18 protein-coding genes are annotated in these 21,487 nt (G+C 59.8%); 13 read left to right on the top strand and 5 right to left on the bottom strand.

What is annotated here, in order from left to right:
- From ACP90_RS07130 to ACP90_RS07140, 3 genes are read right to left on the bottom strand one after another with little or no spacing between them, the layout of a single operon-like run.
- Window positions 1-2,820, bottom strand: coding sequence for a DUF4159 domain-containing protein (locus ACP90_RS07130; RefSeq protein ID WP_062487594.1), 2,820 nt, complete (start codon window positions 2,818-2,820; stop codon window positions 1-3).
- A 3-nt stretch (window positions 2,821-2,823) separates the two neighbouring features.
- Window positions 2,824-3,759 carry a DUF58 domain-containing protein gene (locus ACP90_RS07135; protein WP_055655945.1) on the bottom strand — a complete coding sequence of 312 codons (936 nt, stop codon included), beginning with the start codon at window positions 3,757-3,759 and terminating at the stop codon, window positions 2,824-2,826.
- Window positions 3,760-3,793: 34 nt separating this feature from the next.
- Window positions 3,794-4,813: a MoxR family ATPase gene (locus tag ACP90_RS07140; RefSeq protein WP_022998136.1), complete on the bottom strand. Its 1,020-nt coding sequence runs from the start codon at window positions 4,811-4,813 to the stop codon at window positions 3,794-3,796.
- Window positions 4,814-5,094: 281 nt separating this feature from the next.
- Between ACP90_RS07140 and ACP90_RS07145 the strand changes: the two genes are divergently transcribed.
- From ACP90_RS07145 to ACP90_RS07165, 5 genes are all read left to right on the top strand, one after another.
- A complete protein-coding gene (locus ACP90_RS07145) occupies window positions 5,095-5,703 on the top strand; it encodes a DUF1285 domain-containing protein (protein WP_062487595.1) in 609 nt (202 codons plus the stop codon).
- Window positions 5,704-5,742: 39 nt separating this feature from the next.
- Window positions 5,743-6,393, top strand: a complete 651-nt coding sequence (locus ACP90_RS07150; RefSeq protein WP_022998134.1) for a CoA pyrophosphatase — start codon at window positions 5,743-5,745, stop codon at window positions 6,391-6,393.
- A complete protein-coding gene (locus tag ACP90_RS07155; RefSeq protein ID WP_055655939.1) occupies window positions 6,393-6,653 on the top strand; it encodes a DUF6111 family protein in 261 nt (86 codons plus the stop codon). The genes ACP90_RS07150 and ACP90_RS07155 overlap by 1 nt, the downstream gene beginning before the upstream one ends.
- A 4-nt stretch (window positions 6,654-6,657) precedes the next feature.
- The gene (locus ACP90_RS07160; protein WP_062487597.1) at window positions 6,658-7,902 is read left to right on the top strand and encodes a CCA tRNA nucleotidyltransferase; all 1,245 of its coding nucleotides are present in this window, start codon (window positions 6,658-6,660) and stop codon (window positions 7,900-7,902) included.
- Between the two features lie 108 nt (window positions 7,903-8,010).
- The gene (locus tag ACP90_RS07165) at window positions 8,011-9,123 is read left to right on the top strand and encodes an HD domain-containing phosphohydrolase (protein WP_062487599.1); all 1,113 of its coding nucleotides are present in this window, start codon (window positions 8,011-8,013) and stop codon (window positions 9,121-9,123) included.
- A gap of 1 nt (window position 9,124) precedes the next feature.
- Here ACP90_RS07165 and hemF read toward each other — a convergent pair whose 3' ends face one another.
- Both hemF and ACP90_RS07175 read right to left on the bottom strand, forming a co-directional pair.
- Window positions 9,125-10,051: an oxygen-dependent coproporphyrinogen oxidase gene (gene hemF, locus ACP90_RS07170; protein WP_062487601.1), complete on the bottom strand. Its 927-nt coding sequence runs from the start codon at window positions 10,049-10,051 to the stop codon at window positions 9,125-9,127.
- A gap of 54 nt (window positions 10,052-10,105) precedes the next feature.
- Complete coding sequence (locus ACP90_RS07175) at window positions 10,106-10,588, bottom strand: tRNA (cytidine(34)-2'-O)-methyltransferase (RefSeq protein ID WP_062487602.1); 483 nt, start codon at window positions 10,586-10,588, stop codon at window positions 10,106-10,108.
- A gap of 200 nt (window positions 10,589-10,788) precedes the next feature.
- Here ACP90_RS07175 and ACP90_RS07180 point away from each other — a divergent pair, with 200 nt between their 5' ends.
- From ACP90_RS07180 to ACP90_RS07215, 8 genes are all read left to right on the top strand, one after another.
- Window positions 10,789-12,642, top strand: coding sequence for an ABC transporter ATP-binding protein (locus ACP90_RS07180; RefSeq protein WP_062487604.1), 1,854 nt, complete (start codon window positions 10,789-10,791; stop codon window positions 12,640-12,642).
- A gap of 104 nt (window positions 12,643-12,746) precedes the next feature.
- Entirely contained in the window at window positions 12,747-13,145 is a 399-nt protein-coding gene (locus ACP90_RS07185) for a DUF2177 family protein (protein ID WP_082444575.1), read from the top strand.
- Window positions 13,146-13,327: 182 nt separating this feature from the next.
- Window positions 13,328-14,647 carry a methyl-accepting chemotaxis protein gene (locus ACP90_RS07190; RefSeq protein ID WP_062487607.1) on the top strand — a complete coding sequence of 440 codons (1,320 nt, stop codon included), beginning with the start codon at window positions 13,328-13,330 and terminating at the stop codon, window positions 14,645-14,647.
- 132 nt (window positions 14,648-14,779) lie between these two features.
- Window positions 14,780-16,642, top strand: coding sequence for an EAL domain-containing protein (locus ACP90_RS07195; RefSeq protein ID WP_062487609.1), 1,863 nt, complete (start codon window positions 14,780-14,782; stop codon window positions 16,640-16,642).
- 394 nt (window positions 16,643-17,036) lie between these two features.
- Window positions 17,037-17,465: a hypothetical protein gene (locus ACP90_RS07200; protein ID WP_145903536.1), complete on the top strand. Its 429-nt coding sequence runs from the start codon at window positions 17,037-17,039 to the stop codon at window positions 17,463-17,465.
- Between the two features lie 2 nt (window positions 17,466-17,467).
- Window positions 17,468-19,306, top strand: coding sequence for an ABC transporter ATP-binding protein (locus ACP90_RS07205; protein ID WP_062487611.1), 1,839 nt, complete (start codon window positions 17,468-17,470; stop codon window positions 19,304-19,306).
- A gap of 306 nt (window positions 19,307-19,612) precedes the next feature.
- Window positions 19,613-20,173, top strand: a complete 561-nt coding sequence (gene petA, locus ACP90_RS07210) for a ubiquinol-cytochrome c reductase iron-sulfur subunit (protein WP_022998122.1) — start codon at window positions 19,613-19,615, stop codon at window positions 20,171-20,173.
- 25 nt (window positions 20,174-20,198) lie between these two features.
- Window positions 20,199-21,464, top strand: coding sequence for a cytochrome b/b6 (locus ACP90_RS07215; protein WP_022998121.1), 1,266 nt, complete (start codon window positions 20,199-20,201; stop codon window positions 21,462-21,464).
- Window positions 21,465-21,487: the final 23 nt, after the last annotated feature.

Genomic DNA, 21,487 nt, shown 5'->3' on the forward strand with positions numbered 1-21,487 from the left:
CTATTGTCCCAAACGCTCAAGCAGAGCGGGAATGTGCACCTGATCGGCCTTGTAGTTGCCGGTCAGGCTGTACATGACGATGTTGACCCCGGAACGGAACGCGTAGTCCCGCTGCATGGGATTGTTGGGCACCGTCGGATACATGAACTCACCTGCCTCGGTGATTGCCCAGGCAGCGGCAAAATCGTTGCCGGTAATGAGGATCGGTGACACGCCGTCACCCGCCCGCACCGGCCGGTCGCCCCTGGCGGCAACTTCCTCAAGGCTTTCCACCCAGAGCGGGCTGGTCGCATACCGTCCCGGGAACGAATCCAGCAGGTAGAAAGCCTTCGTCAAAACGTGATCGGGCGGCACCGGCTCAAGCGGAGGAACGTCCAAGTCTTCCAGGATTTCACGCAGCTTCAGCGTTGCCGGCGTCGAGGCGAAACCGTTGGCCGAGGCATTGATGTGATCGCGCGTGTCGAACAGGATCGTTCCGCCGTTGCGCATGAAAGTGTCTATGCGGGCAATTGTCTGATCGTTCGGTTTGTCGGCAGCCGCATCGATTGGCCAGTAGAGCAGGGAATAGAACGCAAGTTCGTCGCGTTCGATGTCGATGGCAATCGGTGCCCCAGGTTCAAGCGCAGTGCGTTCCGACAGGAATTGAGTCAGTCCCGAAAGGCCTGCAGAGCTGGCATCGTCGATCTCCGGATTGCCCGTCAGCACGTAGGCCAGGCGGGTTTCCAGGGTCGATTCCAAGGCCAGAAGATCATCCGTGCTTGATTGCGCCCTGGCTTGATCAATACCGGCAGGGGCCAGGAGGCCTGCGCCGAAAGCCAGAACAAGAGCCGTGGCGGCGGTGCGGCTGCGCAAGCCGAGGCGGCTCAGGCCACCGGCCAGCAGGAAGACGGCAATCGTATCGAGGATCATCAGCAGGAAAGCCAGCGTGAAGAACAGGGCTCTCAGATCAAAGGGATCGGAGGTCGGGTAGGCAGTTTGCACGGTTCGGTCGCCCAGCGCCGAGAGGTCGAGCGGCAGGAGCTCATCGTCCCGCTGCATCAGATTGAGCGCACGGAAGCCGTCTTCCGTGCCGTAAAGACCGGGAGGTGTTCTGCGGCTAGCTTCCGCATCCCGGAAAACGGACGCGTTCACAGGCGTGACTTCTACCGGCGGCGGGCCGAAACGGCCATAACCGTCCAGCAGGCGCAAGGGCGGCAACACGCTCGTTGCCGGCGTGCCATCTTCGGCGGTTTCAGAGGCGGCGGCCACGTTCGAGACCGACAGGATCCGCCGCAGCATGTTCAGGAAGACGCCAGACAGCGGCAGGTTCGACCAGGAGGAATCCGCCGTGACGTGGAACAGCACCATCGACCCCGCGCCGATGGGAGCCGCCGTCACAAGGGGAGTGCCGTCTTCGAGCATGGCCCAGGTGCGTTCAGGCAGATCCGATGTCGGCTCGGCCAGTACCTGCCGGGTCACAGTAACTTCCTGCGGGACCCGCAAGCCCGCGAAGGGCGATCCTTCCGGAAAGTCTGCCAGATGTTGTGGCTGTTTCCAGCTGAGTGAACCACCAAGGGACCGGTCACCTGCGCGCAAACGCACGGGAATGAGATCGTCACTGCCACCCGCGGTCCGAGGGCCGGCGAAGCGGACAAGCGTGCCGCCGTTTTCAATCCAGTCGCGAAGCGTCTCGGTCGTCGATTCAGGCAACCGGCCAACGTCGGCGAGAACCAGCACGGAAATGCCCTGCTCGATCAGCGAAGGTACAGCGTCGGCAATATCCGCATCGCGCGGGCGACGTATGTCCGAGAAGGGCGCAAGGGCGCGCTCCAGATAATAAAGGGGCGACAGCAGCGGCTGATCCAGATCGCCCGACTGGCCTGAAATCAGTCCAACCGTGCGTCGGCGCCAGCTGTCATCCACCAGTTGGACGGCACCCGCGGCGGCCTCACCGGTGACTTCGACCCGAGCAATGTCGTTGCGCAATTCGCTTGGCAGTTCGAAGCGCGCCTGTGTTTCGGTCGCGCCAGCGTCAAAATTTGCTCGCACTTCGCCAAGGACAAGGCCCTTCAGATCTAGAGCCTGAAGTGTTGCGGACCCCAGTCTCTGGTCCGGGTGGCGCACAACGGTCAACGACAGGGCGTCGGCGTCGTTGTTGAGGTCCTTCAATCCCATGGGCGTGTCCAGACCTGTCAGGACCGTTATCGGAGCCGTGCCGGAAATCTGTGCGAGATCGGTTAGAAACGAACCTTTGGTGCTGGTGTTGTCCGACAGCCAGATCACGGCACCGGGCGGTGTCTCCTGGGCTGCCTTGCGCAGGCCGATGCTGAGTTCGGCGCGCTGCGGCGGATAGGGACGCGGTTCAAGTGCGCGCAGTTTTTCCAGGGCCGTTGTTGCTGCCTCCGGTGTGAAACTCTGGCCGGGGCCTTCGGCGGAGGCTGCAAACAGGATTGGCTGACCGCTCTGTTCTGCTTCGCTCAGGATCTGCTCGGCGGCATTGACCTGCGCGGTCCATCCCTTTGCGGACGTCCAGCCGTTGTCAACCAGGACCCAAAGGACACCTTCGCCGGTTTCGAGCGGTTCGCTGGAGCGCCAGATCGGTCCGGCCAGGGCGATGATGAGGATGGCTGCCATCAGCAGGCGGAGTAGTGTCAGCCACCAGGGGCTGCGCTGCGGTGTTTCCTCATGCTGATCGATGCCGATCAGCAGCCGGGTCGGCGGAAACCGGATTTCGCGTGGGCGCGGCGGTGTCAGGCGCAACAGCCACCAGATAACCGGCAGCAATGCCAGCGCGGTCAGGATCCAGGGGGCGGTGAATGTCAGAGGCAATCCTGCGAACACGGGTCAGATGCCTCCTTTTGGCAGTACGTCCAGCGCACCGGACAGGGCACTGTGAAGCACAAGCAAAGGTTCGGATGCCGGACGATCGGTGTGGTGCAGGACATATGTCCAGCCGGCACGCCTTGCGATGTCACGAATTTCCGCACGGTGGGCTTCCAGGCGGTTGCGGTAATCCTCGCGCCATTTTTCCGCGCGTCCGGCGGTCAGCCGAAACCCCTTTTCCGGATCGGTGAATTCGACCCTGCCGTCAAACGGGAAGGTTTCCTCGATCGGATCGAGGACCTGAACCAGGTGACCACGCGCACCAGTGCTGGCAACACGGGCAACCCATGCCGCGACGTCCTCGATCGGGTCCAGAAAATCGGACACCAGAACCACATCGGCAAACCGTTGCACGGCAGTGGTGTCCGGATAGGCGATCGGCTTGGAAAGATGGGTGAGTGCATCGGCGAGGCGTTCAGCGGCGCGCCGGTCGGAAAAGGCTCTGGTCAGGCCAGGCAGTCCGATCCGTTCGCCTGTTTCAGCCAGCATGTCGGCAAGTGCAAGCATCAGCACAATGGCGCGGTCGCGCTTGGCGACACCTGCAAGGCGGGAGCGGAAGACCATGGAGGGCGAAAGATCTGCCCAGAGCCAGACCGTGTGCGCGGCCTCCCATTCGCGTTCGCGAACATAAAGATGATCATCGCGTGCGGAACGGCGCCAGTCGATGCGCTTTGCCGGTTCACCCATGTTAAACGGGCGGAACTGCCAGAAGCTTTCCCCCGGGCCCGCACGCCGACGGCCATGCCAGCCGGCGATGATGGAACTGGCAACATGGCTTGCCTCGACCAGCAGATCCGGCAGGGCATCGGCGACCGACCGGGCCTCGCCGATGACGTTCGGCCAGGTATCGGCATCAATGCCTGTCTGGTTGCTGCCCTGCGTACTGCTCGAATCCATGCGGTCGGCTTCCTGGCTGGTTAAGGGGAGGGGATCAGGCGATCAGTTCCTTGACCCGTCGAATGACGTCGCGAACGGTGTGACCGTCGGCTCTGGCCGCAAACGTCAGCGCCATGCGATGCTGAAGAACCGGTTCGGCAAGAGCCAAGACGTCATCGACGGAAGGTGCGAGACGCCCGTCGACAAGCGCGCGGGCCCTGACAGTCAGCATCAGTGCCTGGCTGGCACGCGGTCCCGGACCCCAGGCGATCAGGTTGGTGAGATCGGAAGGTGCGGAGCTGTTGTCCGGGCGTGCGGAGCGCACAAGCTTCAGGATTGCTTCAACAACGGATTCGCCTACCGGCATGCGACGAACGAGCTGCTGGTATTCCATCAGTTCTTCCGCGCGCATGGCTACCTGGGCCTTGGCCTGATCGGCACCGGTGGTTTCCAGCAAGATCCGGCGTTCGGCTTCAAGATCCGGGTAATGCACGTCGATCTGCATCAGGAACCGGTCGAGCTGGGCTTCCGGCAGCGGGTAGGTGCCTTCCTGTTCGAGCGGGTTCTGCGTGGCAAGCACGTGGAAGGGGCGCGGCAGGTCGTGCGGGTGCCCGGCGACGGTCACATGATACTCCTGCATGGCCTGCAGAAGCGCCGACTGGGTGCGGGGGCTGGCACGGTTGATTTCGTCAGCCATCAGCAACTGAGAGAAAACTGGACCGGGAATAAAGCGGAACGAGCGGCTGCCGTCGGCACCCTGTTCCATTACTTCGGCACCGAGAATGTCGGACGGCATCAGGTCTGGCGTGAACTGGATGCGCCGGGCGTCGAGGCCCAGAACGGTGCCGAGCGTTTCCACCAGCTTGGTCTTGGCAAGGCCGGGCACACCCACAAGAAGGCCGTGGCCGCCAGCCAATATGGTGACGAGCGACTGCTCCACCACATTTTCCTGACCGAAGATGATCCGGGCGATATCGACCTTGGCATCGCTGATCCGGTTGACGGCGCGTTCGGCTTGTTCGGCGACGGCGGCGAGATCTTCTTCGCTTGGGCTGGAGGGAGAAATAACGCTCATGGATCACCTTTCCCGCAATCTGCGTTTCGACTGCCTGTCCGGCCCTGGGGCTAACAACACCCCTGACCTTTGTTGCTGCGACTCAAGCAGTCTGACACCATATAAATCAGTAGATAAGGCGCAATTGTGCGCCATACAGTGGAAAGGTCCAAGAATCTTTCCTCACTTTGGGGAAAAGGTCGGGCCTGCGGGAAGCCGGGAGCAGGCGAAGAAGATCCGGGCGGTAGCGGAATTGTCAAAAATTCCGGTACCTTGATGAAGACGACAAGGGCGAAACATCCATGGCGGAGGCAACCGCAAAAACGGACGGGGCACTGCCCGAAGGTTTAAAGGCACTGATGAGCCGGGCGGACACGGGCGGCAAGGGACCACCTCCGGTCGAGAAGTGGAATCCGCCGTTTTGCGGGGATCTGGACATCCGCATTGCCCGTGATGGCACGTGGTATTATCTCGGTTCGCCGATTGGCCGCATGCCTCTGGTGAAGCTGTTTGCCTCTGTGCTGCGCAAGGACGAGGACGGCCGGCATTATCTGGTCACGCCAGTCGAGAAGATCGGGATCACTGTGGAGGATGCCCCGCTTTTGGCCGTCGAGATGGCGGTGGAAGGCGAGGCGGAAGAGCAGCAGCTCACGCTGCGGACAAATCTCGGTGATCTGGTCGCCGTTGGTGCGGACCATCCTCTTCGATTTGAAAAAGAACCGGACAGCGACGGTTTGAAACCCTATGTTCACGTCAGAGGGCGCCTGGAGGCCTTGTTCACCAGAGCGCTGATGTATCAACTGGCGGATCTTATGGAAGAGCAGGAAACAGATGACGGCACCCGGATGGGGGTCTGGAGCGGTGGCCGGTTCTTTTCGGTAGATCCCGCCTTCCTGAGCGTTCAGGACTGACCGAATGAACTGTTTCGTACGACCGGAAACCCCGATTGCATGACTGCATTCCTGACAAAACCACCTGCGGATTCCGCGCACTGGACTTCCCTGTTCAGGACGCGGCTGGATGATGCGGCGCTTCGCGATATCGAACGCGAGACCGGTGACCACATTCTCAATCCGGACCTTGGTCCCTATGCAAAGTGGGACGGTCCACCGCGCGATGCGGCAGTTCTCATCGGTATCGTGGAACGTAGCGACGGGCCAAATGTGGTGTTGACGCAGCGAACCGGTCACCTGAAATCCCATGCCGGACAGGTTGCCCTTCCCGGAGGCAAGATCGATCCGACTGACAATGGACCTGTTGAAGCAGCGCTACGGGAGGCGGACGAGGAAATCGGCCTTGCTCCGGAGCGCGTCGAGTTGATCGGCAATCTTGCGCCCTATCTCACCGGTTCGGGATACCGGGTTATCCCGGTGGTTGGCACCATTCAAGACGGCGCTGCCTTCCGGCCCAATCCCGGCGAAGTCGAGAGCGTCTTCGAAGTGCCATTGGGCTTTTTGATGGATCCCGCGAACCATCAGAAACTCAGCCGCGAGTGGCAGGGAAAACGCCGCTACTTCTACGCAATGCCCTTCGGAGAACGTTATATCTGGGGCGTCACCGCGGGCATTATCCGCTCCTTGTACGAAACGGTCTACCGCTGATGGTTCGTGTGTTCATACTGCATCTGTTACTTTTCCTTCTTCCTTTCATCACCTACGGACTCTGGCTGTGGCTGAGCAAGCGCAACACCGAGCCTGGCCGCTGGTCTGCCAAGCCGATGGCGTGGCTCACGCTGGTGGGCCTCGTTCTGGTCATTACCGGCCTGGTCGGCATGGCATCCTTCGATCACGCACCGGATGGGGCCAATTGGCGGCCATCGGAAATGCGCGATGGGGTATTTGTTCCGGGCCGGTACGAATAAAGCGATGACAACGACTGCCGATCAGATCCTGCAACAGGCGGACTGGCTGAAAACACCGGGTATTCAGGCGGTGTTTGCGGCGATCGAGCAAGACGGCGACGAAGCCCGCGTTGTCGGTGGAGCCGTTCGCAACACGTTACTCGGTCACCCTGTTCCAGACGTCGATATCGCGACGACTGCCTCGCCCCAAACGGTGATGGAACGCACGCTGGCCGCGGGCTTGAAGCCGGTTGGAACGGGCATTGACCACGGTACGGTGACGGTGGTCAGCAACGGTTATCCTTACGAGGTCACGACGCTGCGGGAGGACGTGGAAACCTTCGGCCGTCAGGCCCGTGTCGTTTTCGGCAAGAACTGGACGCGCGACGCGGAACGTCGCGACTTCACCCTCAACGCGCTCTATGTCGACTGCGATGGCCGATTGCACGATCCGCTTGGTGGACTGGACGATTGTCTGAACCGGCGTGTGCGTTTCATCGGTGAGCCGGACAAGCGCATACAGGAAGACTATCTGCGCATCCTCCGTTTCTTCCGGATCTACGCGGCCTACGGGGCCGGAGAGATGGATGCGGACGGGCTCGGGGCGTGCCTGCGCCAGCGGGACGGCTTGCGGCATCTGTCCGCAGAACGTATCGGCCACGAGATGCGGCGGCTGCTGCGTGCGCCTCTGGCAGGATCCGCACTGACAATGATGAACGATTGCGGCCTTTGGGAAATCGCGACGGGCGGCCTTGCCCGCATCGACGATTACCTGGCACTGCGCAGCCTGGAAGCCACCGCAAGTGATGTGACCGATCCGGAGCTCGGGCTGGTGGTGCTTGCCGGTTTCGTGCGCGAGGACGTGGAGCGCGTTTGCGACCGGCTTCGGCTGTCGAATGCCGAAAGGGACCGGATGCGGACCGCCTGGGCGGCGATGAAATGTCTTCGCCAGGCTGATGGTCTGCCCGAAGCCGAGCACTTGGTGTATCAGTTCGGCCGTCAGGGCGCGGTCGACGGCCTTTTGGGGCGCTGGGCGGGGTTGCGTGCGCAAGGATCAGATCCAACGGAGATCTTTGGCGGGCTGCTGGAGCGGTTGCGGGAGGTTGCCGTGCCTGAATTCCCGGTCAAAGGCGCAGATCTGATTGCAGCCGGGCACTCACCCGGGCGCGCGTTGGGAGATAGCCTCAAGGCTCTGGAGGCCGAATGGCGCGACAGCGGTTTCTCGCTCTCCAAACAGGATTTGCTGACGCGGGCAGGCGCTGCGACTTAATGAAATCTTATTGAGATTGCGTCACATCGTGATGGTGATTTCCTGTTGGGCGGGTTTTCCGGTTAACTTGTCGTGAGAAGGCGTGTGCGGAATACAATGAGGCGATGAATGGAAATTGTCCTGATCTCAGACGGCCCGCTTCCACTCGATTCTCCGGTCAGAAAACTTCCGTTCTTCTTTCCCGCGCGCCTGATCGACATGTCCAAGGTGTCTGCGAAGACGGTCGGCGATGGCCGTGTCGCTGTTGTGGAGTTGCTGGACGCGACTGATGCGGGGCTGACCGCGCTCAAGAAATCCTGGGCCAGCATTGCGGAAATCCCGGTGATCTGCCTGGTGTCCAAGAAGAACCGGCGTGAAGTGATCCAGGCGGCAGCGCTCGGCAAGACCGACATCATGGAGCGTGACACGCCACTGGCAATTCTGGTGCGCAAACTCAAGGCAATCATTCCCGACGACCCGCTTGCCAACGTTCCAAAGGGACTTCCGGCGAAGACACTTGAGGCCTACAGGAAAGGCAACTCCTTCCTGGAAAGCATCGCGCTGTCTGCAACGGAAGGATCCAACATCCAGATCAGCCTGATGAACGAGGGGGCGGCAGAGATCCTGTCGTCGCTGTCACTTGACGGACTTTCACCCTGGCTGGAAGCCGTGCAATCTCACCACAGCGGAACCTATTGTCATTCCCTGATGGTGGCCGGTCTCGCCGGGGCTTTTGCGACGCATCTCGGCTGGAGCAAGGCGGATTGCCAGGAAGTGATAGCCGGCGGTCTGCTGCATGACATCGGCAAGATGCGCATCCCGCTGACCATCCTGGACAAGGCCAACAAGCTGACGGACGCCGAGCGCGCCATTATCGACAAACATCCGATGTTCGGTCGCGAGATTCTGAAACCGCGGCTCGAAGTGTCGGTCGACATCAAGAAGATGGCCATCCAGCATCACGAGTTTCTGGATGGATCAGGTTATCCCGATGGGCTGAAGGGAGACAGGATCTCGCCAAAAGTCCGCCTGATGACCATTTGCGACATATTCACAGCGCTTACCGAGACCCGGTCCTACAAGGACGGCATGCCGGTTCGCGCTGCCATTGGCGTCATGCTGGAGATGGGCAAGAAACTCGACCAGATCATGCTGAAGCAATTCGCCCAGATGGTCCTCGATCGGGATTTCGGTGAAGTCAGCCGGCAGCCTCAGAAGGTGAAAGGCACCTCGGCCATCTGAGCTAGGGCCATTTTACAACGGGGGGCATGGACGAGAGGATCGAGGCAACGTTGCCGCCGGTCTTCAGTCCGAAAATCGTCCCGCGGTCGTAAAGCAGATTGTATTCCACGTAGCGGCCCCTGCGGACCAGCTGTTCCTCGCGCTCCATGTCGCTCCACGGCTTCTGGAAATTGCGGCGGACGAGTTCCGGATAGATGTTCAAGAAGGCCAGGCCGACATCCCTGGTGAAGGCAAAATCGTCTTCCCAGGTTCCGCTGTTGAGGTAATCGTAGAAGATGCCGCCGATGCCGCGCGCTTCGTTGCGATGCTTCAGGAAGAAATAGTCGTCACACCAGGCCTTGTAGGCATCATAGTCGGCAACATCGTGTGCGTTGCAGGCAGCGCGCATGGCTTCGTGAAAGGCAACGGTATCGGGGTCTTCCTGCGTTCGCCGTGCGTCCAGCACCGGCGTCAGATCTGCGCCGCCACCGAACCACTGACGGGTGGTGACCACCATGCGGGTGTTCATGTGAACGGCGGGGACATGCGGGTTCTGCGGGTGAGCGATCAGGCTGATGCCGGAGGCCCAGAAGCGCGGATCCTCGTTGGCGCCGGGGATCTGACCGCGAAATTCGGGCGAGAATTCACCGTGTACGGTGGAAATATGGACGCCGACCTTCTCGAAAACGCGGCCATGCATCATGGACATGACGCCGCCGCCGCCCTTTGCCCCGGTGCTGTCGGTGCGCTCCCAGGGCGTGCGTTCGAAGCGCCCGGCGGGCTGGTCGGCCAGCGGACCGGCGAGATCGCCGATCTCGTCCTCCAGGTCTTCAAAAGCCTTGCAGATACGGTCTCGCAACTCCTTGAACCAAGCCGGTGCGGTTGCCTTCTTGTCCTCGATGCCGTCCGGGATGGGACCGCCGCGGTTTTCAGGTGTGGGTGCGTTCATGTGACTGCCTGGACTGGTTGAGGCCTGCCGGGCCGGCGGGCATGCATGTGATTGCTATCTTTGAGTGTACCCTGGGCTTTTAGGAAATGTGCCTGATTGCCGCAAGGCTTCACCCAGCACCATGCCTGTTGAGACGGCGACGTTGAGCGAGCGCATGCCGTCGGCCATGGGGATCGTCAGCCGGGCATCGGCAAGCGTGTGGACGTCCTCCGGCACGCCCGAACTTTCCCGGCCCATCATCAATATATCGTCTGGCTGAAACGCGAAATCCGCGTAGGACACTTCCGATTTTGTCGTCAGCAGGATCAGCCTGCGCTTGTTCGAACGTCGCCAGTCATCGAATGCGGTAAACGAGATGTGGCGGACCATCGCGGCCCTTTCCAGGTAATCCATGCCGGCCCGCTTGAGTGCGCTGTCGGAGATCGGAAATCCCGCAGGTTCGATCAAGTGCACAGTGACGCCCATGCAGGCGGCAAGACGCAGGATCGTGCCGGTATTTTGCGGGATGTCCGGTTGGTAAAGGGCAATGTCTGGCATGGGTATCCGCATTGGTTTCGGGAGACCGGCTCAATAGCAGCAGGCATAACATTTGTCACAGGAAGACTGGTTTCAATGCCCGGTAAAAGGCCGGGAGCTGCGGGTTTGGGGCAAATCGTTACATATTTTCATTGGGCCAATTTCGCGCCTGGCGCGTAGGATGACGTGAAGAATCGCTCCAGCCTCCATGGAGACGCCACGTGTCCCCGCTCTTTCGCGCTTTTGAATCCTGGATAGATCCTTTCCGGGAGCCGTCCAAATCCGACATGCCCCATGGCGGGTTTGCCTTCCTGATGTATTTCGTCACGCAGGTGCGCTGGCCGTTCATCGCCATGCTCGCCATCGGCGGTGCGACCGCCTTTGTTGAAGTGGCGATCTTCAATTTTCTTGGCCGCATCGTGGATCTTCTGGAAGAAGGCAATCGGGCGACATTCTTCTCCGATCATTTCTGGACACTCATGACCATGGCCTTCGTGGTGCTGGTCGTACGCACGCTCACCAATTCGCTGATGGCGCTGGTGGAAGAACAGGCGATCGTGCCCGGGTTCTTCAATCTGGTGCGCTGGCAGTGCCATCAGCGGGTGATGAAGCAGAGCCTTTCCTATTTTCAGGACGATCTCGCCGGGCGCCTGTCGCAGAAGGTGATGCAGTCGGGCATGTCGGCGGGCGATTTCATGACCAACCTTTTGCAGGTGGTCTGGTTCATTGTCGTTTATGCCATCACGACGCTCGTGCTGGTCGCGGATCTGGACCTGTGGCTGGGCGCACTCGTGGCCATCTGGCTGCTTTGTTTCACCGCAACCGCCATTATCTTCGTGCCACGGGTTCGTGCTGCGGCAAAGGATTCGGCAAATGCCTATTCGGGCGTGACCGGACGTCTGGTGGATACCTACACCAATATCCAGTCGGTCAAGCTGTTCGGATCATCGGAGGAAGAAAGCCGGGGAGCGCGGGCCTCGGTTGAGACGATGATTGCCAAGATACGCGTCTTCACCAGGCTTTTGACCACAATTCGCATGATCATGACGCTGGTCAACGGAGTGATGATCGTTTCGATTGCGGGCCTGGCACTGTCCATCTGGCAGGACGGCGGCATCAGCGCCGGTCATGTGGCCTTCACGCTCAGCCTGATCCTGCGGCTGAATATCCTTTTGAACCGGCTGTTCAACCAGCTCAACGGCCTGTTCCGCCACTTCGGATCGCTGCAGGACAGCATGGAGACCATCGTCAAGCCAGTGACCCTGACAGACAAACCGGCGGCGCCGGAGCTGAAAGTGACTGAGGGGGAAGTGCGGTTCGATAAAATTCGGTTCCACTACGGCAAGGCGGGCGGTGTCATCGATCATCTCGACCTGACGATCCAGCCGGGTGAGCGCGTCGGTATCGTCGGCCCGTCGGGGGCGGGCAAAACCACGCTGACAAGCCTGCTGCTTCGGTTCTTCGACGTGGAGGCGGGGCGTGTTCTCATCGACGGACAGGACGTGCGCGATGTGAAACAGGAATCGCTGCGCCGGTCGATTGGCATGGTGACCCAGGATCCGTCCTTGCTGCATCGTTCGATCCGCGAGAACATCCTCTATGGCCGTACGTCGGCCAGTGAAGAAGAGTTGCTGGAGGCGACGCGCAAGGCCCACGCGTCCGGTTTCATCCAGAGGCTGGAAGACAGGCGCGGCCGCAAGGGGTTCGACGCCTTTGTCGGCGAGCGTGGTGTCAAACTGTCCGGCGGGCAGCGTCAGCGCATTGCAATCGCGCGCGTGCTCCTGAAAGACGCCCCGATCCTCGTTCTGGACGAAGCGACCTCGGCACTCGATTCGGAAGTCGAGGCCGCCATCCAGGAGAACCTGCAAGGATTGATGACAGGCAAGACCGTGATCGCGATCGCGCACCGCCTGTCGACCATCGCCGCCATGGACCGACTGATTGTCATGAACAGGGGCCGGATCGTTCAGCAGGGGACACACGAGACACTCCTGGAAGATGCAGACGGCCTTTACGCGCAGCTCTGGCACCGCCAATCCGGCGGATTTCTGGAACCGGAAAGCGAATTCGCCTGAGTTGAAGTTCGTCGCAGAAGCTCAGCTCAATTCCTGCTGATCCAGTGCTCTTTCCGAGGCGTAGAACCGACGAAACAAGGCAGTGCAAAACCAGGGGGCCGATCTTGAAATACGTCACGGCATACATCGCAACAGTGCTCGTTTTTCTTGCCGTGGACTACGTCTGGCTAACGCAGGTATCCACCCGGTTCTACCTTGACCGTATCGGCCATCTGATGATGGAAAAGCCCAACATCGCCGCCGCGAGTGTTTTCTATCTGGTGTATGTCGTCGGCATAGTGATCTTCGCGGTTGCGCCCGCGCTCAAGGCAGACAGCCTTGTGACCGCCATTGTTTTCGGAGCGCTGTTCGGGTTTTTCACCTACGGCACATACGACGTCACCAACTACGCAACGCTCAGGGAGTGGCCGGTTTCCGTTGTTCTCGTCGACGTTGCCTGGGGGACGGTCCTGTCCGCGGTTTCGGCCGGTGCGGGCTTCACGATCACCCGGCTGATGTCCTGATCCGCTAGACGCGAAACGCAGGGCACAACAGTCTCGTCAAAAATATCAAGACTACGTAGTTCTCCGAGGACTGGCCGTTACTGAATTTTTACGTGCAGAGCGGTAGTGTTTCATCTTGCGATAACGGCGCTGATCAACAGCGGCCGTAAGCGGGGCTGAAAAATTACTGTCGGGGTTTCCACGTGACGCTTTCAATCAAGGGCCGGTTCGTCGCCATGGTTCTGACGGCTGCCGCCATCATGATGGCCGGTACCGCATTTGCTTTCTATACCTTCCGCCAGGCCTTCATGGAAAAGATCGGCACCCCCGCCGGTGCGCAGGACTTTCTGACAGGCAATGTTGCCGGCAAGATCGACGGGCTTATCCTGGATCAGATGATCACCATCGGTCTGGTCGTGCTGCCGGTCGGTCTGGCCTTTCTGGCATTTGCCGTCATTCTGGCCGTGGGGCTCGCCCGGCCGATGAACCGGTTGCAGACTGGCCTCGATATGCTGTCCGAAGGCAATCTCGACATCCAGATCGACGGCGCCCAGCGAAGCGACGAGATCGGCGCCATCGCCCGGTCCGTGACGGCTTTCCGCGCTAATCTTGCCGAACGTGCGAAGGAACAGGCAAGACAGGAACTTGCCCACCAGGAAGCCCTCAGCGAAGAGCGCAAGGCGCTGATGCAGGATGTTGCCGATGATTTCGAGAAGTCCGTCATCGGTGTGGTTTCTGCCTTGTCGACGGCTGCCAAAAGCGTTGAAGGCAATTCGGCGGATCTGAACAGGGCGGTGAACTCGTCCATGCAGGCGGTTCAGGAAGTACATCAGGCAACATCGGAAGCCAGCAGTTCCGTCGCTTTCGTGACGAGTTCGGCAGACCGGCTGTCCGGTTCGCTGAGCCGTGTGCGTGAGGACGTCGATCAGGCAACGGACATTGCCAGCACCGCGGTGGCGGAAGCCCGGAAAACCGACGAGATTGTCGGTCGGCTTGCGGAAACCGGCCGTGCCATCGGCGAAATCGTCGAGTTGATAAGCCAGATCGCAAGCCAGACCAACCTGCTCGCGCTGAATGCGACCATCGAGGCCGCAAGGGCTGGCGAAGCCGGGCGGGGATTTGCCGTCGTTGCGAATGAGGTCAAGGCCCTTGCCGAGCAGACGACCAGGGCGACCGAAGACATCTCCGCGCAGGTGACAGCGGTGCAGGAAGTCGCGGAGCTTTCCGAAACCGCCATCCGTTCGATCGCGGAAACCATTGGCCGCGTCAGCGAGATTTCCGGAAAAATCCGCGAAGCGGTCGAGGAACAGACAACGGCCACCCATGAGATCAGCAGCAATGCACTGACGGCGCGGACCAGTTCCGATCAAGTGGCCGAAAACGTCGATACCTTGAGCGACGTTATGGAGACCAGCCGGACGGCTACCGATGAAATGAACGGTGCTGCTGCCGAACTCGGGCAATTGTCAAACAGCCTGCAAGAACAGGTTCGGCAATTTCTGCAAAGCGTGCGGGCTGCCTGAGAGGCATCCGCGGAACGTCTTGTGTATTGGTATAAATGACAGTAACCCAATAAAATCACTTGCAGTTTAGAGATTGGTTCAGTTTTGCTCCCGTAGAGTAAGCGTAACTAATATCTTGGCTGAAGACGGAATATGGCAGAATTCTTAGCGAATGTGCCGGGTCAACATCTCCTGCTCGCATTGGGAACCGCTCTGGTTCTCATGGCCGTATGCTATTTATGCGGCCGAAAGCAGCGGGACGGCTCGGCTCCTTCCAACGTTTCCAGATTTGGCAACGATGCCGCAATCCTTCAGCTTGTCGTGGAGCATGCCCATGAAGGACTGGTCATGCAGGACATCGACGGGCACATCGAATGGACGAACCCGGCCTATTCCCGCATCACCGGTTTCAGCGCTGAGGAAATTCGCGGCCGGCGGCCTCAGGAATTCATCTTGCCGCCGGAAAACCAGCTCCCCCCGGACGAGATCGAAAACTTCCGCTACGACCTGACGAAGTTCCGGTCGGGAACCGAAGAGCTGATCCTCAACCGGCGCAAGAACGGCGAATTGTTCTGGAACCAGCTGACCTTTGCTGTGGTCGAGGGAAAGACGCTGGAAGAAACCAAGATCATTCTGATTTGCCGGGATGTAACCAGCCAGGTCGAGCATGTGAAGGAGCTGGAGAATGCGCGCATCCGTTTGAAACATCAGGCGGAGCATGACGACCTGACCGGCGTTGCCAACCGGGCCAAGCTGAATGCCTACCTGAAGGAGCGCGTTGCAGAGGGTACGGCCGGCAATGAGCAGATCGGAATCATCCATTTTGATCTGGACCACTTCAAGGACATCAACGACAGCCATGGACACGGAGCAGGCGATACCGTGTTGCGCCATGTGGCCATGGTGATGAGCCGTGTGCTGGGCAACAAGGGGTTGGTTGCACGTATCGGCGGGGATGAATTCGTCGCGGTGGTCGCCAACCCGTCCGGCCCAGGCGAAATGGAAGATCTGGGCAACCGGATCCTTGAGGGACTGGCCAAGCCTGTGAGAGTGGACCGTCACGAGTTGCGGGTTGCCGGCAGTGTCGGGCTAGTGTTGGCGGAAACGGCGACTGCGAGTGCGTCGGAGCTGATTAATTGCGCCGATATTGCTCTTTATGCCGCCAAGCGCTCGGGCCGTAGCCAGATCTCCTGGTACACGGATGCGCTCGGAGCGGCGCATCGCCACCGGCGCATGATCCATGCACAGCTGGACGAGGATCTTGAAAACGGCGGTCTGTCTTTGATGATGATACCGCAGTACGACCTGGAGAGCCGACGGATCATCGGATACGAAGTTACGGCCTGCTGGCTGCATCCTTCCGAAGGGCTCGTGGACCCGGTCAGCCTTCTGTCGACGCACGAAGACGTCAAGAGAATCGCCCAGATCGAGCGTTTCGCGCTGCTGGAGGGGCTTTCCCAGGTCCGGCGACTTCGAGAGCTCTCGAATACGGCGTTCTTCCTGTCGGTGAACCTGAGTGGAGCCAGTCTGAAGGAAAAAGGCTTCGTTGAACAACTTCGTCAGGCTGCCTGTGAGGCTGGTTTCAAGACCGACGACATCGTGGTCGAGCTGGACGAAAAAATCATCCGTTTCGACGAACCGGACGGCCTCGCCGGATCCGTCGACCTTCTGAGGGAAATCGGCTGCAGGGTTGCCCTGGACAAGTTCGGCGGAGGACATGGCGGTGCCGGTCAGCTTATCTATCTGAACGCAGATCAATTGAAGCTGTGTCCGATGCTTATTGCAGGGCTTGAGGACAGCAAGGAAAAACGGCAGCTGGTTCAGTCGGTCACCCGGCTTGCCGGCAATCTGGGGCTGAAGATTTCTGCGGCGGGGGTCGATACGACAAAGCAGGTCGATCTGCTCAAGCAATTCGGCTGCACGACGGTGCAGGGCAAGGTCATTGCGGATCCGCTATCGCCGCATGAAGCGGAAATTCACATGCGCGAGTTCGAGCTGCTGGAGTATCAGTCCTAACCACTTTGCCGTTGGGAGAGGTTTGCGGGTCTGTGGCCGATGGGCAACAGATCGATATTTCGTGCTGCAAATTGACGCATTTTTGCTTTTCAAGTTCTCCGAAAGCAGGTACCAACATCCCCAGTCAACTCATGGTGGTTGGCTTTGTTTCCCCAGCAGCCGCCCGGCTGCGCAACCAGGAGGGCACTAAATGACAGATCGTTGCATGATCCACCCATATGCCGCTCTCCAGGCTTGCCCAGGTATCACTGTCCGCTTCCGCTAGGAAGCCACAGACCTTCTTCAAATTCCTGACTTTTGCGGTGACCGGCTGAAGCCGTTCCCATTGAGCTGCATGCGTTGCCGCGCATGTCTGCCGTCACCACGTTTACGATCCCATTTCGGAGATGATCCGATGTCATTCCATTTCACGCCGGACCTGTCCCCAGCGACAGGCCGTCCGGATATTGAAGTGTCTTTACCAGAAGAGCCACGACAGGCTTTTCCTCGCCGTGCGATGCGTGCCGCTGTCGCCGCCGGCGTTTTTCTGGGAACCACTTTTGCGATCGCCGTCGTGTTCTTCATTCCGGTCATCGTCTTCAATCTGAGCCGGATCGAGGCTCTGGAAATCGCCGGCCGTCATATTCCGGTGACGCAGTTTGCCGATGAACTCGGCGCGCTTTTCTGGGGCACCTTCATCGTGGCTCTCGCCTTTACAAGTTTCATCGCCAGTCTGCTGCTGTTCGCGACTGGCCGCATAATTCGCCCGCATAGAAAACCTGTGCGCACTGACGATGCCCTGGTGCATCTCAATGTGTTACGGTTGAGCGGGGCCGAGAGGTAATCATGTTCGAGCGTTTCGAAAAACTCGTGGACCCCTTCGAGAAGACTGTTCTCGAAGTGCCCCCGAAGGGCTTCTGGGCCTTCTGTTGGTACTACACCAAACCTGTCTGGCCGATCCTGGCCGGTGTGTCGCTTCTCGGCACGCTGGTCGCGATCGTGGAAGTCTATATCTTCACGTTCCTGGGTGACCTGGTCACCTGGCTGGAAAAATCCGATCCGGATACATTCGTCAGTCAGAACTGGCGCACGCTCCTCTTCATGCTGGTGATCCTGCTGGTGCTGCGTCCGCTGCTGGAGGTTATCTGGCAGCTGCTGTTTCACCAGGGACTGATGGGCAACTATCCCATGTCCATCCGCTGGCGGGTGCATCGATACCTGCTGCGCCAGAGCGTGTCGTTCTATCAGAACGATTTCGCGGGCCGGATCGCGACGAAACTGATGCAGACAGCGCTTGGCGTGCGTGAGGTCGTCTCGCGCATGGCCGATATCATGGTCTATGTCGCAGTCTACTTCACCGCGGCCGTGATCGTGGTCGCGGGAGCCAATATCTGGCTCAGTCTGCCGTTTCTGGTGTGGATCTCTGCTTATCTGCTCACGATCCGCTTCTTCATTCCGAAGTTGCGGGACGTGTCGAAGGAGCAGGCTGATGCACGCTCCCTGATGACCGGTCACGTGGTTGATGCCTATACCAACATCACCACGGTGAAGCTGTTCTCCCATGCGGAGCGCGAAGAAGCCTATGCGCGCACGTCCATGCTTGGCTTCCTGAAGACGGTCTTTCTGCAGATGCGGCTGGTGACAGGACTGAATATCGTCCTGGTGTTCATCAATATGCTACTGCTGACCTCCATCGGTGGTCTTTCGATCATTCTGTGGCAGGCCGGCACTGTGACCATCGGCGAAGTCACCATTGCGGTTGCCTTCGTGCTGCGTCTTCAGGGGATGTCCCACTGGATTCTTTGGGAGCTTGCAGGATTGTTCGAGAACATCGGCACCGTGCAGGATGGCATCTCCACCATTTCGCGGGAACGCGAGGTGATGGACGTCAAGAACGCCAAGGCGCTCGAGGTCGGGCAGGGCGAGATCCGTTTCGATCGCATCCGGTTCCATTATGGCAAGGAAGCCGGCGTGATCGAGGACCTCAGCCTGACGATCCATCCGGGTGAGAAGATCGGTCTGATCGGTCGGTCCGGTGCAGGCAAGTCGACGCTGGTCAACCTGATCCTGCGCTTCTACGACCTGGAGGGCGGCCGAATCCTGATCGATGGCCAGGACATCGCCAATGTCCGTCAGGACGACATCCGAGCCGAGGTTGGCGTGGTGACGCAGGATACATCGCTGCTGCATCGGTCGATCTTCGACAACGTGGCCTATGGCCGTCCGGATGCGACGCGGGAAGAGGTGCTGGCAGCGCTTGAAAAAGCACATGCACTGTCCTTCGTCGACGAGCTGGAGGACATGGAGGGCCGCAAGGGTCTCGATGCCCATGTCGGCGAGCGGGGCGTCAAGCTGTCCGGTGGCCAGCGCCAGCGGGTGGCCATTGCCCGAACCCTGCTGAAGGATGCGCCGATCCTGGCTCTCGACGAGGCGACATCCGCTCTCGACAGTGAAGTGGAGCTGGCCATTCAGGAGAGCCTGTTCGATCTGATGCAGGGCAAGACGGTGATTGCGATTGCCCACCGTCTGTCCACGATCGCGGCCATGGATCGGCTGATCGTGATGGACAAGGGTCGAATCATCGAGGAGGGGTCCCATCAGGAGCTTCTGGAGCGGGGCGGACTTTACGCACAGCTCTGGGAGCACCAGTCGGGGGGCTTTCTGTCCTCGGTTCAGGCCGCCTAAATCCAAAGACCAATGGCAAGAGCGGGATTCAATCGGATTCCGCTCTTGCACTCATTCCCCAAAAAAGGGCAGAAAAGCGGCGCGGCGGTTGTTTTGCCTGCGACATATGCGTTTCGAGGCGTTTGTTGAACTGGACAAGCGTTTCGAAGGGTGCAAAAAGACAAGCCGCTTGGCCGGTGCGGAATAGCCCGTATCCGGCCCCCGATGAGCCCGGCATGGTTCCGTTCCCTTCTTGGGCAAAGAAGGGGTCCCGGACGTGATGCGGGCTTTCGGTACAGGTTGAACAGGTTTCGAGAGGACGCGACCTTGGCACATACGGATCAGGCGGAACCGACCCGCCGCGATTTCCTCTATATTGCGACCGGCGCCATGGGCGTCGTTGGCGCTGGCGCGCTGGCATGGCCGTTCATCGATCAGATGAACCCGGATGCCTCCGCATTGGCTCTGGCTTCCATCGAGGTGGATATCTCTGCCGTGGAAGAGGGGCAGTCGATTACAGTCAAATGGCGCGGTAAGCCGGTATTCATCCGCAACCGTACCGAAACGGAAGTGGAAGAAGCCAAGGCTGTTCCCCTGGCTGATCTTCCCGACCCGCTTGCACGAAATTCTAACCTGCCGGCGGACGCGGAAGCGTCTGACGCCAACCGTGGCGTCGAAGGCAACGAGAAATGGCTCGTCCAGGTCGGTATCTGTACCCACCTCGGCTGCGTGCCGATCGGCAGCTCCGGCGACTTCGGCGGCTGGTTCTGCCCGTGCCATGGGTCTCACTACGACACCGCCGGCCGTATCCGTAAGGGCCCGGCTCCCGAGAATTTGCTGATTCCGCCGCTCGAGTTCGTCAGCGACTCGACGATCAAGATCGGCTAACGGCATAGATTTTTAGGAGACAGCCATGGCTGGACATTCAAACTATGTACCGCAGAGCGCTCCGGCAAAGTGGCTGGAAAGCCGCCTGCCGGTCATCTCGCTCGTTCGCGGCTCTTTTGTTGATTTCCCGACGCCGAAGAACCTGAACTACTGGTGGACCTTCGGTGGCATCCTGTTCTTCGTGCTGATCGCGCAGATCATCACCGGCATCGTGCTGGTGATGCACTACACGCCAAGCACCGATGCAGCCTTCAACAGCGTCGAGCACATCATGCGCGACGTGAACTTCGGCTGGATGCTGCGTTACCTGCATGCAAACGGCGCGTCGATGTTCTTCATCGCCGTGTACATCCACATCTTCCGTGGTCTTTATTACGGTTCCTACAAGGCGCCGCGCGAGATCTCCTGGATCCTCGGCGTGATCATCTTCCTGATCATGATGGGCACCGCCTTCATGGGTTACGTGCTGCCGTGGGGCCAGATGTCCTTCTGGGGCGCAACGGTTATCACCAACCTGTTCTCGGCCATTCCGCTGGTCGGCGAAGAAATCCGCACCTGGCTTTGGGGTGGTTTTGCGGTCGACAACCCGACCCTGAACCGCTTCTTCTCGCTGCACTATCTGCTGCCGTTCATGATCTTCGGTGTCGTTATCCTGCACGTGTGGGCGTTCCACACCACGGGTAACAACAACCCGACAGGCGTTCAGCCGAAGACCAAGCAGGACACGGTTCCGTTCCACCCGTACTACACGATCAAGGATCTGTTCGCGATCATCGTGTTCATGATCCTGTTCGCATGGTTCGTCTTCTACGTGCCCAACTACATGGGTCACCCGGACAACTACATCGAAGCAAACCCGCTCGTGACCCCGGCGCACATCGTTCCGGAATGGTACTTTCTGCCGTTCTACGCGATCCTGCGCGCCATTCCGGACAAGCTCGGCGGTGTTGTCGCCATGTTCGGTGCCATTGCAGTTCTGTTCGTTCTGCCCTGGCTGGACACGTCCAAGGTTCGCTCCGGCACCTACCGCCCGCTGTTCAAGCAGTTCTTCTGGATCTTCGCTGCCAACGCCGTTGCGCTTGGCTATCTCGGCGCCATGCCGGCCGAAGGCACCTACGTTCTGCTCGCCCGGGTCTGCACCGCCTATTACTTCGCCCACTTCCTGATCATCCTGCCGATGCTCGGGTTCCTGGAAAAACCGCGGCCCTTGCCGGCCTCGATTTCCGAAGCGGTTCTGAAGGGCGGAGCCGGCAAACCGGCTGGTGCGACTTCAGCACCGGAAACGAAGTAACGCGGCCCGGATCAGGAGTTAAT

Origin of the sequence: Labrenzia sp. CP4, assembly GCF_001579905.1 — a bacterium.
Lineage (GTDB): Bacteria > Pseudomonadota > Alphaproteobacteria > Rhizobiales > Stappiaceae > Roseibium > Roseibium algicola.

Coding starts and splice junctions, on each gene's coding strand:
- ACP90_RS07135 (WP_055655945.1), bottom strand. CDS start 3,759: ATGGATTCGAGCAGTACGCAGGGCAGCAACCAGACAGGCATTGATGCC.
- ACP90_RS07140 (WP_022998136.1), bottom strand. CDS start 4,813: ATGAGCGTTATTTCTCCCTCCAGCCCAAGCGAAGAAGATCTCGCCGCC.
- ACP90_RS07145 (WP_062487595.1), top strand. CDS start 5,095: ATGGCGGAGGCAACCGCAAAAACGGACGGGGCACTGCCCGAAGGTTTA.
- ACP90_RS07150 (WP_022998134.1), top strand. CDS start 5,743: ATGACTGCATTCCTGACAAAACCACCTGCGGATTCCGCGCACTGGACT.
- ACP90_RS07155 (WP_055655939.1), top strand. CDS start 6,393: ATGGTTCGTGTGTTCATACTGCATCTGTTACTTTTCCTTCTTCCTTTC.
- ACP90_RS07160 (WP_062487597.1), top strand. CDS start 6,658: ATGACAACGACTGCCGATCAGATCCTGCAACAGGCGGACTGGCTGAAA.
- ACP90_RS07165 (WP_062487599.1), top strand. CDS start 8,011: ATGGAAATTGTCCTGATCTCAGACGGCCCGCTTCCACTCGATTCTCCG.
- hemF (WP_062487601.1), bottom strand. CDS start 10,051: ATGAACGCACCCACACCTGAAAACCGCGGCGGTCCCATCCCGGACGGC.
- ACP90_RS07175 (WP_062487602.1), bottom strand. CDS start 10,588: ATGCCAGACATTGCCCTTTACCAACCGGACATCCCGCAAAATACCGGC.
- ACP90_RS07195 (WP_062487609.1), top strand. CDS start 14,780: ATGGCAGAATTCTTAGCGAATGTGCCGGGTCAACATCTCCTGCTCGCA.
- ACP90_RS07200 (WP_145903536.1), top strand. CDS start 17,037: ATGTCATTCCATTTCACGCCGGACCTGTCCCCAGCGACAGGCCGTCCG.
- ACP90_RS07205 (WP_062487611.1), top strand. CDS start 17,468: ATGTTCGAGCGTTTCGAAAAACTCGTGGACCCCTTCGAGAAGACTGTT.
- ACP90_RS07215 (WP_022998121.1), top strand. CDS start 20,199: ATGGCTGGACATTCAAACTATGTACCGCAGAGCGCTCCGGCAAAGTGG.